The sequence below is a fragment of the Spirosoma aureum genome (assembly GCF_011604685.1).
GTDB lineage: Bacteria > Bacteroidota > Bacteroidia > Cytophagales > Spirosomataceae > Spirosoma > Spirosoma aureum.
In genome coordinates this window covers 5335641-5351386 of the sequence record NZ_CP050063.1, presented here as the reverse complement: position 1 = coordinate 5351386, position 15746 = coordinate 5335641, and the positions used below count along the sequence as shown (strand labels likewise).

The 15746-nt window shown below is 48.4% G+C and carries 10 protein-coding genes; 3 read left to right on the top strand and 7 right to left on the bottom strand.

Annotated features, from left to right (window positions below; translation table 11 throughout):
- Window positions 1–31: 31 nt before the first annotated feature.
- Both G8759_RS21315 and G8759_RS21310 read right to left on the bottom strand, forming a co-directional pair.
- Window positions 32–1492, bottom strand: a complete 1461-nt coding sequence (locus G8759_RS21315; protein WP_167212120.1) for a serine hydrolase domain-containing protein — start codon at window positions 1490–1492, stop codon at window positions 32–34.
- Between the two features lie 91 nt (window positions 1493–1583).
- Complete coding sequence (locus G8759_RS21310; RefSeq protein ID WP_167212117.1) at window positions 1584–3455, bottom strand: CocE/NonD family hydrolase; 1872 nt, start codon at window positions 3453–3455, stop codon at window positions 1584–1586.
- A gap of 272 nt (window positions 3456–3727) precedes the next feature.
- Between G8759_RS21310 and G8759_RS21305 the strand changes: the two genes are divergently transcribed.
- Window positions 3728–5626 (top strand): AAA domain-containing protein, encoded by a 1899-nt coding sequence (locus G8759_RS21305; protein WP_167212114.1) that lies wholly within the window; start codon window positions 3728–3730, stop codon window positions 5624–5626.
- Between the two features lie 130 nt (window positions 5627–5756).
- Here G8759_RS21305 and G8759_RS21300 read toward each other — a convergent pair whose 3' ends face one another.
- The gene (locus tag G8759_RS21300; protein ID WP_167212111.1) at window positions 5757–7130 is read right to left on the bottom strand and encodes an amidohydrolase family protein; all 1374 of its coding nucleotides are present in this window, start codon (window positions 7128–7130) and stop codon (window positions 5757–5759) included.
- Window positions 7131–7414: 284 nt separating this feature from the next.
- Between G8759_RS21300 and G8759_RS21295 the strand changes: the two genes are divergently transcribed.
- Both G8759_RS21295 and G8759_RS21290 read left to right on the top strand, forming a co-directional pair.
- Window positions 7415–8038: a hypothetical protein gene (locus tag G8759_RS21295; protein WP_167212108.1), complete on the top strand. Its 624-nt coding sequence runs from the start codon at window positions 7415–7417 to the stop codon at window positions 8036–8038.
- Between the two features lie 26 nt (window positions 8039–8064).
- Window positions 8065–8727 carry an NAD-dependent epimerase/dehydratase family protein gene (locus G8759_RS21290; RefSeq protein ID WP_167212105.1) on the top strand — a complete coding sequence of 221 codons (663 nt, stop codon included), beginning with the start codon at window positions 8065–8067 and terminating at the stop codon, window positions 8725–8727.
- 179 nt (window positions 8728–8906) lie between these two features.
- On the opposite strand, the gene G8759_RS21285 is transcribed toward G8759_RS21290, so the two are convergent.
- From G8759_RS21285 to G8759_RS21270, 4 genes are all read right to left on the bottom strand, one after another.
- Window positions 8907–9680, bottom strand: a complete 774-nt coding sequence (locus G8759_RS21285) for an SDR family oxidoreductase (RefSeq protein ID WP_167212102.1) — start codon at window positions 9678–9680, stop codon at window positions 8907–8909.
- Between the two features lie 177 nt (window positions 9681–9857).
- Window positions 9858–10742 (bottom strand): 5-dehydro-4-deoxy-D-glucuronate isomerase, encoded by an 885-nt coding sequence (gene kduI / locus G8759_RS21280; protein ID WP_167212098.1) that lies wholly within the window; start codon window positions 10740–10742, stop codon window positions 9858–9860.
- Between the two features lie 444 nt (window positions 10743–11186).
- Window positions 11187–12431: an L-fucose:H+ symporter permease gene (fucP, locus tag G8759_RS21275; protein WP_167212095.1), complete on the bottom strand. Its 1245-nt coding sequence runs from the start codon at window positions 12429–12431 to the stop codon at window positions 11187–11189.
- A gap of 356 nt (window positions 12432–12787) precedes the next feature.
- Window positions 12788–15676 carry a M16 family metallopeptidase gene (locus tag G8759_RS21270; protein ID WP_167212092.1) on the bottom strand — a complete coding sequence of 963 codons (2889 nt, stop codon included), beginning with the start codon at window positions 15674–15676 and terminating at the stop codon, window positions 12788–12790.
- Window positions 15677–15746: the final 70 nt, after the last annotated feature.

Genomic DNA, 15746 nt, shown 5'->3' with positions numbered 1-15746 from the left:
ACGTGAAATCAGGTAAGTTTATCAAGCCCGCTTACTTCCCGGCAACGGGCGGTTTGCCGTCATCAAAGCCATCGGGCAACCGTTTGAACCACAGATTGCGAACCCGCCCGTTCGATACGCGAAGGCCAATCACGGCATTTTTGATATCGCGCTCGATATCAACCGACGACATAAACCACCAGCCCGTCTCAAAGTGGTCTTTCCCGGCATTCTTCAGCGGTACGTTGCCGTGATGTACATGAACCAGTTCCAGTGCATCGCCACGCTGTCGAATCGAATAAATGGTTTCCAGTTCCGGGCTATAATATCGCCCGACATAGTCGGTCGCGACAATTGGAACGGGTTTGTTGTCAGGTGTCGTTGCTTTGGGTGGTGGCGGCACTTCTCTGGATTTTTTCTGATAAGGTGCCAGATAGACGTCTGCCAATTCCAGCGCTCGGGCACTTGGATTCGACTCGGCCTGATTGCTCAGCACAATAAATCCATAGTCTTCTTTCGGGAAATAGCCGATGTACGAACGGAAACCCGCATCAGAGCCGCCATGACCATAGTACGCTAATCCTTTGTGGGTGGCATGGGACAATGCAAACGCATACGGAATCGTATCACCCTTCGTTAAACGGCCTCGCTCCAGCATTTGCGTCATGGTTGCGGCATTGCCCACAACGGGATTTTTAAAGTTGTTGATCCAGTGAGACAGATCCGTAACCGTCGTGAATAAACTGGTCGCACCGGCATTGGAAAAGCTAAGTATGTTTTTCTTATAGCCTTTCGAATCTTTGTGAAATGAATACGCCCGGCCTTTTACAATACGTTCGTTATCGTCGTAGAAGAGCGTATTTTTCATCCCCAACGGCCCGAACACGCGCAGCTGCATCCACTCCCGAAAGGGTTGCCTGCCTACGCGGGCTACAATTTCAGCGAGCAGTGTATAGCCCGTATTGCAATACAGGAATTCTGCTCCGGGCGCAAAATTCAGTTCTTTTTGCCGACGAACCAGGTTGAAAATGTGCTCTTTAGTGATCACATCACTCAATCCCCAGCCCGCCATGCTCAACAGCGCCCACTGATCGCGCAGCCCGCTCGTATGGTGAATCAGGTGGCGAATCGTGATTTTCTGCCCAAAATCCGGCACTTCAGGGAGATAGGTATGAATATCGTCGTCGATGGACAGTTTCCCTTCCTGCGCCAGCAGCACAATGGCGTAGGCCGTGAATTCCTTGGAAATAGACGCTACGTGAAAAATCGTTTCCGGCGTAATAGGCGCTCCGGTTTCCACATCAGCGTTACCAAAACCTTTGGCGTAGATCAATTTTCCGCCGTGTACAACGCCTACCGCCATACCCGGCCGATCGGGGCCATTCCATTCAGCAAACAACTTGTCTGCTTTCGACGCTAACGAGTCAGATGGCGTTTGGGCAAACAGATCGCAGCCACACAGAAGGGCAAAGATGAGTAAACGAAAGCGTTTGGGAATGAAGAGGTAGGCCATGACCGACAAGTTCGATGGTATAGAATATAGTTATAGTCTGAATTCAGGTCTGTTCCTGTTGCCTGTCAGGACGAGAGATCAGGGACAGTCCTTATTTATTCACGGGCAAAATGATTTTACTGGCAGTCGTTGCGCTGTGATACACTTTTATGGCAGCTTTCTGGAAATCACTATCCTTGGCGTGGTAGATATCTACGTACTTCTGCGGGTTTCGGTCAACCAGCGGGAACCAGCTACTCTGAACCTGGACCATGATCCGGTGGCCTTTTTTGAAGGTATGCGCCACATCAGGCAGCGTGTACTTTACCTCGCTAATCTGACCTGGTACAAAAGGCTCCGGCTTTTCGAAACTCTTCCGGAAACGACCCCGAAATACTTCACCCCGAACCAGCATCTGGTAGCCATTCATGATATAAGCATCGGTTGGGCGATACTGAAAATCATCGGGAAATACATCGATCAGCTTCACGATAAAATCGGCATCCGTACTGCTGAGACTCACCTGCAAATCGGCCACAAGCGGCCCCGAAAGTGTTAGATCGTCGGTCAGCACATCCGTTTTGAAAACCAGCACATCGGGCCTATTGGCCGCAAACCGCTGATCGTCGGTCATGTATTCGCGGGTGCGGTTGGCTTTAACGCCATCCGTATACGGAACGGGTTTGGCCGGATCGCTTTGGTATTCGGAAAAAGCTTCACTACCACTAGCCGACGGCTGGGTAAAACTCAGACCACCTTTGGGTTGGAGATACAGGGCGCGCTCGGTAACTGTAGCGGGTGGCCATTTATCAAACTGGTGCCACTGATTTTCGCCGGTAAAGAAGATGTTCGCTTCCTTGATTTTGTCGATGCTGCCTTTGCCTTTCAGGTAATAATTAAAAAAAGGTACTTCTACATTTTCGGCATAATAGGCGCTGGTTGGGCTACCAAACTGCACATTTCCCAACGACGATCCATCGCTGCCACGACCTGCCCATTGGCCATGAAACCAGGGCCCCATTATAATTTTGTTGTTGTTCTTCGCTTTCCCTTCAATAGCGGCATAGGTTGACCAGGCACCGAAACAATCTTCGGCATCGAACAGGCCACCAACCACCAGCGTTGCAATCGTCGGCGAAATAGCGCTGACAAAATTCCGGACATTCCGGGCTTTCCACCACGCATCCAAATTCGGGTGCTGCATCATGTCGTTCCAGAAACGAACACTGTCGCCCGCAAAACGGGTCAGGTTCGGCAGGGCACCGCTCCGCAAAAAGAAATCATAACTGTCTTTGGTCGGAACCGGAAGTCCCCTGGGGCCAACGGTAGTAGGCTTAGGCCGTGGAAAACCAAACCCACGACGAAGGTAGAAATTAAAGCCATCCATTTCCATGAAGGCACCATTGTGGTGAAAGTCATCACCCATAAACCAGTCGGTAACGGGGGCTTGCGGGCTAACGGCTTTTAAGGCTGGATGATTACTCAGGGCGGCCATGGTTGAGTAAAAGCCCGGATAAGAAATGCCAAACACCCCAACTTTTTCGTTGTTGTTGGGTAGGTTTTTTACAAGCCAGTCAATGGCATCGTAGGTATCACTGGCTTCGTCGAAATCGTTCGCTTTTTTATCCGTCTGGTATGGGCGAACATCTTCAAATACACCCTCGCTCATCCAGCGACCCCGAACGTCCTGAACGACCATGATGTAGCCTTCTTTCAGGTATTCTTTGTAGTGATTGCTCCAGAAATTCCGATATACATTTTCGCCATAGGGAGCGCAGGAATAGGGCGTACGGGAAATCAGGATCGGATGTTTTTCGGCGTTGTCCTTCGGTAAATAAATGGAGGTAAATAATCGGGTGCCATCCCGCATTGGAATATACTGCTCTTTTTTCGTGTAGTTATTCCGAAACCAGGTAGAGTCTGGATTCTGCCCAAACGAACACACAGATAGGAATACCAGTAACAGGCAATAGAGTTGATTCATGGTTGGGTTGTATTCTGGCTAATAAAGGATTCGTCAACAAGTATAGGGACAACAGGCGTAAATTCCCTCAAAAACAGATCAGGATGGATAAAATGCCAGGTTAACTACTGAAAAATTTTGCCTGTATGGATTTTTTCAATAGAAAATAGACGTGTTTGGCTAATGCCCGTGGAGGAGCATAGGACTCATTGGAAGTCCCGCCCGGCTTAGACCCCTATCAACAGAAGTATAAGCCAGGCAGGGCTAGTAAAAAGAAGTAGCTACTTTTGTGAATGGATTATTTTAAACAGCTGTTCGATCTGCTCCGGATCGAACGGGAAGAAGACCGTACCCAATATCGTAAACTTACCGAAACCACATCCATTGCTGAGCGTCGGGCCAATGGTCTGACCTGGTATCCGATCGCCATCCGGGGTTCAGAAATGAGCCGGGGTGATTACCTGACAGTAGAGGTTGAACGGACCACGCATCAGGACATCCCTCATCAGCTTCGTTTTGGCATGCCTGCTGTTCTGTTCAGCAACCACGATCCTAAAACCGACCGGGTAGAGGGTACAATTTCGTTCCAGGGCGGCAACCGGGCCAAAATAACCCTGCGCACTGATGAATTGCCCGACTGGTCGCGCGATGGCAAACTTGGTATTGAAGTATTGTTCGACGACAACAGCTACGATGAAATGGAGGAGGCACTGAAGACTGCCACTTCCTTGGCTGAGAAATCCGGTAATCGTCTGATCAATATTCTGACCAGCTCAACATCACCCACTTTCCATCCCGAAACGCCAAAGCTATTTCTCCCTACACTGAATCCGAGTCAGGTGTCGGCAGTTGAAAAAATAGTGACCGCCAATGAACTGGCTATAGTCCATGGCCCGCCGGGTACGGGTAAAACAACAACGCTGGTTCAGGCCATAAAAGCCCTGATCAATCAGGATCATAAAAAGATTTTAGTCGTTGCGCCCAGTAATACGGCCGTTGATTTACTGAGCGAAAAACTGCACGATGAGGGGCTAAATGTACTTCGGGTAGGTAACCCTGCCCGCGTGTCGGAGCGTTTGATGGCGCTTACGCTGGACCATAAAATGGCCCAACACCCTTATATGAAAGAGGCTAAAAAGTTGAAAAAGCAGGCGAATGAGTTCAAAAACATGGCTCATAAGTACAAGCGAAATTTTGGCAAAGCCGAGCGGGATCAGCGTAAAGCCCTGTTCGATGAGGCTCACCGAATCATGAAGGAAGTCGGAAATTCGGAGCAGTATATCATCGACGATCTAATTGCCAAAGCGCAGGTGATTACGGCAACGCTGGTCGGCGCGAACCACTACACGGTTCGTAAGCTTACGTACCATACGGTTGTGATCGATGAAGCGGGGCAGGCGCTCGAACCGGCCTGCTGGATTCCTATTCTAAAAGCGCAGAAAGTTGTGCTGGCTGGTGATCATTGCCAGCTACCACCGACAATTAAATCGCCAGAGGCCGCCCGGAAGGGATTGAGTACGACATTGCTCGAAAAATGCGTAACGCTGCATCCCGCAGCCGTTACGCTTCTGGACGAGCAATACCGTATGCACGAACACATAATGGGGTATTCGTCGCAGGTGTTTTATGAGAATAAAGTGAAGGCACATGCATCCGTAGCCCGTCATTCGCTGTATGATGGCGATACCTCGCTGGTGTTTGTCGATACGGCTGGTTGTGGTTTCGACGAAAAACTGGATGGTACCAGTTCAACGAATCCGGAAGAAGCATCTCTGCTCATGCGGCATTTATCGCAACTGGTAGCCGATCTGAGTACTCGCTACACCCGGCAGGATTTTCCGACGATCGCGATCATTTCGCCGTATAAGCAGCAAATCAATGTCCTGAAAGAACACTTACTTCAATACCCCGACCTATTGGTGTATGGTGATAAAATTTCAGTGAATACCATCGATAGTTTTCAGGGGCAGGAACGGGACATTGTCTATATATCGATGACCCGGAGCAACTCTGAAGGTGAAATTGGTTTCCTGTCGGATATTCGGCGCATGAATGTAGCCATGACCCGTGCCCGAAAGAAACTAGTTATTGTAGGCGACAGTGCTACGTTGGCCAGTCTCCCCTTTTACGCCGATTTTATTGCCTATTCCGAAGCACTCGATACATACCAAAGCGCCTGGGAATGGATGTGATCCGGACAACTTTCTTGCGCTAGTCGAACGGCCCTCGTGGTGTCGATTTTACGTAACCGACACCACGAGGGCCGTTCGACTTTTTTACTGATGAATTCACGGATCAATAAGTGGGAGGCAATGGCTTCGGTTACTGCTTCTCCAGCTTCTTCAACTCCTGTTGAATATAGTCTTTTGGGAGCCAGTTTGTACCAATCATTACTCCTTCGATGGTACGAGTCTGATTGATGTCCTTCAATGGGTTTCCGCTGAGTAAAACCAGATCCGACACATTGCCGGTTTTGATAACGCCCGAATCAGGTTTGTTCAAATAGGACGCAACGTTAACTGTCCCTGTCCGTAAGGCTTCATAAGGTGTCAATCCGGCATCGACCAGATACTTGAGCTCATTATGGATCGAGAATCCGGGTACATTGAAGATCTGTGGCGCATCGGAGCCTAACAGGAGCTCAACGCCATTTTTCTGACATTCATAGATCAACTTCCGACGAATCTGGATGAGTTTCTCAGCCCGCTCTTTCGAAAACTTGGGGTTATTGTTATACCCATTTTTTGCATTTACCCAACTCTTTATCTGTTCTGGTTTCATGTATTTCATCTCCGGGTCATCGGTAAATTCTTCTGCTGGAAATGGAGATAGCCATCGCTCGGCCAGTGCCTGCGTTGGGACAACCCGGATATGATTGGTACGCAACCCGTTCACCAGCTTAGGAATCTGCGACACATCGGCCCGGTCGGCAATCCAACTGGCAAACTGGCCGGTTTCCTGCTCAGCCAGCGTATCGACGCCCGGTGTGATGGCTTCAATAAAACCGTCCAGATGATCGATGGATGAATACCGGGCATCAATGGCCCGCCAAACGCCTACATTAAACGAGACGTGTCCAACGAACGGAATTCCAACTTCCTGAGCCGTTTTGGCAATGGCCGGAAAGGTCTCTTTCGTTAAGCCCGGATGTAATTTCAGGAAATCATACCCAGCCGCTTTCTGTTCGCGGACCATGGCGGCACCCCGCTCAGCTGTTTTTACTGTTTGCCCGTTGAAGGATGGCCCCGTTGCATAAAAATGAGGGCCAAGGATCTCACCACTATTAATTTTACTCCGTAGTTCCAGGTGTTTGGGGTGGCCAAGCATACCCCGAATGGTCGTAATTCCGTTTGCCAGATAAAGAATCAGCACTTCCTTCATCGGCTCAATATCGTCAATCGGCGGAACGTGCGCATGGATTTCAGCCCAGCCCGGCGTCAGGTATTTTCCCTTTGCGTCGACTACAATCGCATCTTTGCTGAATTTCACCTTGTCGTTATTACCCAGGGCAGTTATCCTGCCATTCTTCACAACAACCGTTTGATTTTCAATAACACGTTCCTGGTCCATCGGAATGATATTGACGGCTTTGAAAACGATTTCGCGCTGGCGATTGCTGGTTAATTCCTGTGCCAGGATTGGGAGGCAGGACGTTACAAGCAGAGAAATGAGCACAATACAAGAGAGAGGTCGCATTTGGAAGAAGGGTTTGGTTGATGGAAGTCGGGCCGTTTACAACTGGTGTTTATCTTTACTGAGTCGGCTTAGCTTTCGTTTTAATGGAGCAGATCTGTAAATTTATTCAATTCGTCATAAATTGATTGTATCATGTCGCCCAGTAACTCCGGAACGTAATGATATTGACAACTTTAGATTATACAAAGCCAGTTATGAACTAATGGGTATCAAACCTGCTGTTTTACGAATAACTTGCTTCTAAATAACCGATCACTGAATTTCCACTTTTTTAGCGTACAAACATGCTGCACCATCATCGAAAAATTTTCTTTTACGTAGCCGACTGGCTGAACTGCTGGATTGGTTTACGTGAACCAAATCCGCTTGCTGACCAATGGATTGGCAAACCCGGTTACATTCCCAAGTCAGCCGCGTGTAAGGCAAAGACATCGGATACCGATGCGTCAAATTTTCCGTTTGCTGGCCTTGTTGTCGATCCAATTCTTCGTCCTGAAGGCTTTCAGGCTGAAACTCGTAATGAAGCCGTTGACAAGTGGATGAAATTTGCCCTTGGCAACAGGCTGCCATCCGGTTTTAGTCGTGCTGAGACAGGACCCGAAAAAGGACTTGTTAAATATGAAGGTTCCGCAATTCATTCTGATTATGACCTGATGTATGTCAGCAAAGCCGATCAGAATGGAAATCTAGCCTTTACATCGCTGGAAGAAGCAAAACAGCTCTTAAAATTGGTCCAACCCATGCTGAATCAGCGTTTGGGGGCAGCTATGATCCAGCACGGTGCCGAGTTTGAATGGGATGGAGGGGTAGGGGCACGCGAACGCGAACTGGTTTTTCGGTTTGGTCCCAAGGGTAAGTATTTTGAAGAAGAATCGTCCATGCCTCAGCGAAAAGGTTTTATGCATTAACTTCCGAAAGACTTTAGTATCCCTCTATGAAAATCAACGTAATTATCACTGGCGCTACCGGTATGGTGGGCGAAGGCGTCATGCATGAATGCCTGCTGCATCCCGATGTCGAACAGGTTTTAGTTATTAATCGTAAACCCGTGGGTGTATCGCATCCCAAACTACGCGAAATCATCCATACCAATTTTTTTGATCTGTCGCCCATTGAAAAACAGTTGACGGGATACAATGCCTGTTTTTTCTGTCTGGGGGTATCGTCTGTGGGAATGAAGGAAGCCGAATACCGCCGATTGACATATGACCTGACACTCCGTGTGGCAGAACTACTCGCAAAACTGAATCCGGATATGACCTTCGGATACATTTCGGGGGCCGCTACCGACAGCACGGAACAGGGCCGAAGTATGTGGGCCAGGGTGAAAGGAGCCACTGAAAATGCACTGATGCGGCTACCCTTCAAAAAAACATATATGTTCAGGCCGGGATTTCTTCGGGCGACCAAAGGGTTGCGAAATACGTTGAGCTATTACAAGTACGTAGCCTGGTTATATCCGATTGGTCGTGCGCTTTATCCGGCTGGCTTTTCAACCCTACAGGAGCTGGGCTTAGCGATGATTAAATCGGTAAGTCTGGGATACGAAAAACCAATTCTGGAAGTAAAAGATATTGTTGCTCTGGCGAAGCGGTAAACGAGTTAGGGGCAACAAAGGCCGCGCAGGAGACAAAGAAGCACGCTGTTCTGTACGTTTAGTCCTTTGGCTTCGGGCCGTGTCACGGTTATTTAAGCATTTGCAAACAAACCGGGGCATGGCTCGAAGCCAAAGGACTAACTTTAGCCGGATTCTTCGCGGCATTTCATTACTTATGACTACCGGCCCATCCAGCCACCATCGACAGTTAGCACCGTGCCATGAACGTAACGGGCCGCGTCGGAGGCCAGGAAAACAATCGGGCCTTTGAAATCATCGGGCTCACCCCATCGGGCGGCAGGAATCCGGTCGAGGATCGATTTGCTACGCACCGGATCGTTCCGTAATGCTTCGGTATTGTCAGTTGAGATGTAGCCGGGTGCAATGGCATTGACATTGACGCCTTTCGATGCCCATTCATTCGCAAATGCTTTTACCAGACTACCAATCGCTCCCTTGCTGGCAGCATAACCCGGTACGTTGACACCGCCCTGAAATGTGAGCAACGAGGCCGTAAAAATGACCTTCCCACTTCCTTTCGTAACCATGTCTTTCCCCATTTCACGGGTTAGAATAAACTGGGCTGTCTGATTGATAGCAATGACCTCATCCCAGTATTCATCAGGGTGCTCTGCGGCTGGTTTGCGTAAAATCGTTCCCGCATTGTTCACCAGAATATCAATGGTTGGATGGTCTTTTTTTACCTGCTCGATAAACGTATAAATGGCTTCCCGCTTACTGAAATCGGCCTGATAGGCATAGAATTTGCGGCCTATCTGTTCCACGGATTGCGAGACGGCACTACCGCTTAACTCCAGATTAGCGGAAACGCCAATAATATCGGCACCTGCTTCCGCCAAAGCCTCAGCCATGGCTTTCCCGATCCCTCGTTTACAGCCTGTTACAAGCGCCAGTTTACCGGTCAGTGAAAACGTATTAAGTACTGAACTCATGTGTTTTAGAAGGTGGTTTTTAATCGTAAGCGCATTCAGTTTACGGGTGGGTAACTTACAAATTCAACCAGTAGTACCATAGTTCCACGTAAACAAAAAGCCATAACTTATTCCCCAGTCGCGACGATCAGCTGGATTTTCAGTTCATTCAGAATCCGAACAAACGCAAACCTTAGCCTATTTTAAGTCAGTAATTGCGCAGAAATCCATGTCGCTGTAGTCAAGATTTTCACCTGCCATCCCCCAGATGAACGTGTAGTTAGAGGTTCCGGCGCCGGAGTGAATCGACCAGTTGGGCGAAATAACCGCCTGCTCGTTCTGCATCCAGATATGGCGGGTTTCCTGCGGTTGTCCCATAAAATGGCAAACGGCCTGATTTTCGGGAACTTCAAAGTAAAAATAGACTTCCATCCGCCGATCGTGCGTATGGGCGGGCATGGTATTCCAGACACTACCCGTTTTTAACTCCGTCATACCCATTTGTAACTGGCAGGTTGGTAGAACACTATTGACGATCAATTTATTGATTGTCCGATGGTTGGATGTACCTAAAGTGCCAAGCTCAACAACATCGGCATCCGCTCTTGAAACTTTACGAGTGGGGTAATTTTTAGTAGCGGGCGTAGAATTCAGATAAAACTTAGCTGGTGCATCGGCATCATTAGAGCTAAATAGAATAGACTGCGTTCCCTGACCAATATACAAAGCTTCTTTATAGTCAAGATCGTAGGCTATACCATCGGCCACTACTCGCCCTTGTCCGCCTACATTGATGATACCCAGTTCGCGCCGTTCCAGGAAATAGGCAGCCTTTAACTGGTCTGGGGCAGTGAGTGCAACCGTTCCATCAATTGGCATAATGCCGCCAGTCAGGTAACGGTCGAAAAACGACAGCACCCACCGGAACTGGTCAGCAACGAACAGATTCTCAATAAGAAAATTCTGCCGAAGCTGATCCGTATTCATCCCTTTTACTTCGGTTGGGGAGGTAGCATAGCGGCTTTCAAAAAATGTTTCCTGTTCAGTCTGATTAGCTGCGAGTGTTGTCAGTTCAGTTTGCATACTTGTATGGATTGTCTGCCAATGTCAGGGTTGTAAATAGGTTTGAAAAGCGTACAGTAAAGATGTTGTTTAATGGGCCAAATATGGGCCAAATTATTCATCAGATTGCCAAATTACTACTAAGAAATAGTCATCAGCGTTCAGACAATACCCTTTACTAGCAGAATTAAGGTATTCTCTGCTTGGTTATTTGTTGATCAAATTGATGCTGAACCCGTTGCCTGTTCATTCGGACAGTAGTCTTTGAGCAGTATCCGCAGAGACTTTGGTTTGTAGATTCTGTGATCCACGCACTGAAACCAGACTTAGCGCATTCTGCCTACACGTCCAACGGGCTGTTTACGGAAAAGGTGACTTTGATCAGCGCAGGCAACTGATAAGGAATAATACACGCCCAGTGCAGTACATCTGTTTTTAGGTGGCTCTTTATGGAAGATTCATTGCCTATTTTACTTTATAAAACTTAGCGCCGAACAGAAAAATAACAGCGTAACAGATGATAGGTAGGTAATAAGCATTGGCCACATCTTTTTCGGCAGCCATACCCATCAAAAATGGAAAAACGGCACCACCAACCACACCCATTGAAATAAAGGAAGAAGCTTGCTGGGTATGAGAGCCAAGGTTTTTTAAACCCAGGCTAAAAATGGTCGGGAACATGATACTGAAAAAGAAATTGAGCATCAGTAAGGCAATAAATGAAGGCCATCCGAAGCTTTGCGCAATGATGAGACACATGACAATGTTACCAGCCGCAAAAATGGCCAGTAATGAATGGGGTGCAATGACACGCATCAGGAATGTGCCCACAAACCGGCCAGCCAGCATCAGCCCCATAAACAGCACCATGTAATTGCCCGCCGTAGCGTCAGAAAAGCCCATTTTTTCGTGACCGTAATTGATGAAAAATGCCCAGGTACCTCCCTGTGCGGCCACATTGAAAAATTGAGCGATAACGGCCCAGACAAAGTGCTTATGCTGAAACAGCGTTTTTCCCGGTTCCACATCGACGTTTGCCGCTTCAGGATCGATCACGGCGTGTGGGTCCGTTAAAGCAGGCACTTTTACGAATGAAAACAGGATGGCGATCGTAGCGATTACACTGCCAATTACAATGTACAAAGTCTTAACCGACGTCAGATCGGTGCTGCCCTCGGTATTATTTCGTAACAGAAAATAGGAGCCGATCGCCGGTCCGATAATGGCACCTAATGCATTGAAAGCCTGGGCAAAATTGATGCGTTGATCACTGGTACGCTGATCGCCAAGAGAGGCAACAAATGGGTGGGCAACGGTTTCAAGCGTTGAAAGTCCACAGCCCAGAATAAAAAGAGCAATGCCAAAATAGGTAAAGGAAGCAGCGGCTGCTGCTGGAACAAACAAAAAGGCACCCGTCGCAAAAAGTGAAAGCCCCAGTAATACCCCGTTTTTATACCCAAACCGCTTCATAAACAAACCAGCCGGAATACCCATTACAAAGTAAGCCCCAAAAATAGCAAACTGAACAAAGGCAGATTGGGTCTTGGTGAGGTTCAACACATGCTGAAAATGTTTGTTCAATACATCGCCCATCGTGATGGCGACACCCCAAAACATGAAAAGTGACGTGACAAAGACAAGGGTAATCAGGTATTTACTGTCGGTAAAAGTGGCTGGCGTCGATTTGCCGGCTGCGGTTGTTGCCTGCATGAGTTAGGTTAATTAATTGCTGGTTGTGTTTTCGAGCGATCTGATACTTCCTGAAGCAAGACGCACGTCCACGGTTGTAAAGTCTTTTTCCGGTCCAAATTACCGCTTTCGGTTTTAATTTGCTCTTTCAGAGTAGCCATCGCCTGATGTTTTCGCGTCATTGCGCGTTTGCAGGCAGCATAGCCAGGATGAAACACTATGGTAAAGTAGTCCTTCGACGCCCTGAAATACCCTTTTGTATCCTGAAAATGTGGCACTGCAAGAATACTTTCCCGTCGTCACCTGTTCAAATGTAAAAGCCGCGCTCAAATAGATTGGGCGCGGCTTTTACTGTGGACGTGTGCTGAAACAACCCGTTACGGTTTCGATGATCCGGCGCGGGCGGGTGGCGCTACTACTGCTGCTGTAGCCACAGGATTCCCTTCTTTGTCTAACTCGATCAGTTCGTAGCCCAGGCGTTCGAGACCGGGTTTTATTAATTCTTTGTTGCCTACTACCGTAATGACCATGTTATTGACTGGCAACCGCTTTTTAGCAATGGCATCGATCTGGGCTTTTGTTATGTTGCGGAGGATGTCGTTCTGCTGTTCCGTGAAATTGCGGGGCAGATCATAGTCAATAACCCGGCCGAGGAAAAACGCCTTCTGGAGCGATGTTTCGTACCGAAGCGCATCGACCTGACCAAGGGAGCTTTTCACAAAAGCCAGTTCCTGATCGGTAATGCCTGCCTTGCCATAATTGGTAATTTCTTTGATAAACTCAACGACAGAGCTATCTGTTGCGGCTGCTTTGACACCCGCCTGTGCCGTAAACGGACCTGGTGTGTGGGTACTCGAAAAGCCTGAACGCGCTCCATAGGTGTAGCCTTTGTCTTCGCGCAGATTCATATTGATCCGGCTGTTAAATGCACCACCAAGCATGTAATTTGTCAAGCCGCTCCGGTAATAATCGCCCGTTGCGTCATAGGGCATATCGGTCAGATAACCGATCCGGATTTCTGATTGAGCGGCTTTTTCCTTGTCGATCAGGTAAATGCGGGTCTTGTCGATCTTCCGGGCAACAGATGCCGTTGGAACTTTTACGGGTTTTGGGGTCCATTTGTTGAGGAAAGCCAACTTTGGAAGCACCGCAGCCTGTTCAACATCGCCAACAATGACCAGATTCGTTACTGTGGGCGAAAAGTATTTGGCATAAAACGCCTTCACATCATCGAGTGTGATGGCTTCAACGGTTTTCGCCGTACCACTCACGGGAATCGACCGGATGTTGTCGGTACCGTAGATGAGTTTGTTATACGCTTTGTTGGCAATGACCACCGGCTGTGTTCCCTGATTGGCAATCAGCTCCAGCTGCTGCTTCTTAAGCCGTTCGAAATCGTCGGGCGCAAACTTGGGCCGCAGGAGCTTTTCTTCAACCAATGCCAGTGTCGAATCCAGATTTTTGGTCAGCGATTCAACCGAAACGTTAATTTCTTCGGTACTCGCCCGAATATCGACGCTACTGCCTAATTTCTCCAGTTTTGTATTGAGCTGTTCGTTCGAGTAATTCTGCGTTGCTTCGTTCATCAGCGCAGCGGTCAACTGGGCGATTCCCGCTTTGGCCGGATCATTGGCTGATAAGAGATGACCGCCCTTGATCGAAAACAGCAGTGTTACCGCTGGAATTTCATCATTCCGGGTACCGATCATTTTTAAGCCATTGGGCAGCTTATCGGTCCAGAACGGGGGGACTTTCAGTGTCGGATTCGGCCCTGGGCCTGGTTTGGATTTCCGGTCGAAGCTATCGGTTGGCTTCGTATACGTCAGGCCATTATAGCCATAATCGGGTGCTTTGTAATTGGCCGTCGAGACTGTATAATTGTCTGGCTTTGCTACGATTTCGGGTTTCCCTTTTGGATAAACGGTCAATAAAACAGCGTTTTTTCCTTTAATATACTGGTTATAAACCCGCATCACATCCGCCTTTGTAACTGACTTGTATCGTTTCAGCTCCTGTGGCAGATAATTCGGATTACCCAGATAAGTCTGAAATGCAGCCAGTTGCGACACTTTTCCGGACACACTCGACAACCCATCAATAAGTTGAGCCTCGCGAGTTGCCGTAAACTGGGCAATATCATCATCCGTAACGCCCCGTTTTTCAAACTCACTCAGCGTACGGCGAACAAGAGCTTCGGTGCTGTCAAGGCGCTTGTCAGGAAACGGCAATACCGTCATAGTAAACTGACCAGCCAGCTCTGTTGCCGGATGCGATGCGTTGGCCTGAACGGCAAGCTGGGCTTTTACGAAGTTTTTGTAAAACAATGAGTTTTTTCCACCCCCCAGAATTTCGGCCAGTGCATCAAGCGGGGCTTCATCGGGATGGTAGTTTGGTACCGTTGGAAACACAACCTGAAGCATTGGGAACCGAATGTTGTCTTCATAGGATACATAACGATCCTTGTCGAGAACGGGTGTAGGCACCTGCGTTTTAGTCACTTCCGGGCCTCGTGGAATAGAACCGAAATACTTTTCGGCCAATGTTACGACCTGTTTGGCCGTGACGTCCCCACCAACGGTCAGCACGGCGTTATTCGGCCCATACCACCGCAGAAAGAAGTTTTTCAGGTCATTGACATTCACCCGGTTCAGGTCTTCAATGTAGCCGATAGTCAGCCATGAATAGGGGTGGCCGTAAGGAAACAGGTTTTTGGCTACCGTTTCGCCCGCCAGACCGTAGGGACGGTTATCGTAATTCTGCCCACGCTCGTTCTTAACCGTAGCCCGTTGAATTTCGAATTTTTTCTGGGTTACGGCATCCAGCAAAAAGCCCATCCGGTCGGCTTCGAGCCAGAGTGCACGCTCAAGCTGATTGCTCGGCAGGGTTTCGTAGTAGTTGGTCCGGTCGCGGTTGGTAGAACCGTTGAGCGTTCCTCCCGATTCAGTTACGATTTTGAAATGTTCATCATCGGCAACGTGGTCGGAGCCCTGGAACATCATGTGCTCAAAAAAGTGAGCAAAGCCGGATTTGCCGATTTCTTCGCGGGCAGAACCAACGTGGTACGTGACATCGACGTGAACAACCGGGTCGGAGTGATCTTCATGAACCACGAGCGTCAGGCCATTCGGAAGTACGTATTTTTCGTAGGGAATGATGAGTTCTTTGCCCTGCCGGGTTACTTTCTCAACTAATTTAGTTTGCGAATGCGCAGAGTTTACCAGGGTCAGGGCCAACATAGCCGACAGGTAAACGGTGATCTTCTTCATGTTGATAAATGAAAAGTATAAGTAGCAAGTTACGCAGTTAAACTGGTTAATTGTGGTTGGATAAACGGGG